Annotated in this window: 1 pseudogene; it reads left to right on the top strand. The window is 63.5% G+C overall.

What is annotated here, in order from left to right:
• Positions 1–520 (top strand): annotated as a pseudogene (locus AC1DIS_RS30130) (calcium-binding protein); the annotation flags it as partial.

The following is a 520-nucleotide window of genomic DNA, read 5'->3' as shown; positions in this document are numbered from 1 at the left end:
ACAACGTGCTGGACGGTGGCCTCGGCGCCGACGTGATGATGGGCGGCTTCGGCAACGACACCTACATCGTCGACAACCTCAAGGACACGGTCACCGAAACCAGTACCCTGGCGAGCGAAATCGACACCGTACGCGCCTCGGTGAGCTGGRCCCTGGGCGCCAACCTGGAAAACCTCACCCTCACCGGCAGCGAYAACCTCACCGGCGTCGGCAATGCCCTGAACAACGTGCTGACCGGCAACAGCGGCAACAACATCCTCAACGGCCAGACCGGCCTGGACACCATGATCGGCGGCGCCGGCGACGACACCTATATCCTCGACCAGGCCGGCGAACTGGCACTGCTGCAGGAAACCGTCGACCAGGGCCGTGACCTGCTGAACATCAGCTACACCTCGACCCTGGCCAGCAGCACCGTCGACCTCAGCCAAAGCAACCTGCAGAACGTCGAAGATGTCACCGTCACCGGCCTCGGTGCCTTCACCGTGATCGGCAACGACCTGAACAACACCCTGCTCGG

This window comes from Pseudomonas sp. 05N433 (assembly GCF_056396925.1).
The sequence above is the reverse complement of the archived record's forward strand: the minus strand, read 5'-3'. Positions and strand labels throughout refer to the sequence as shown.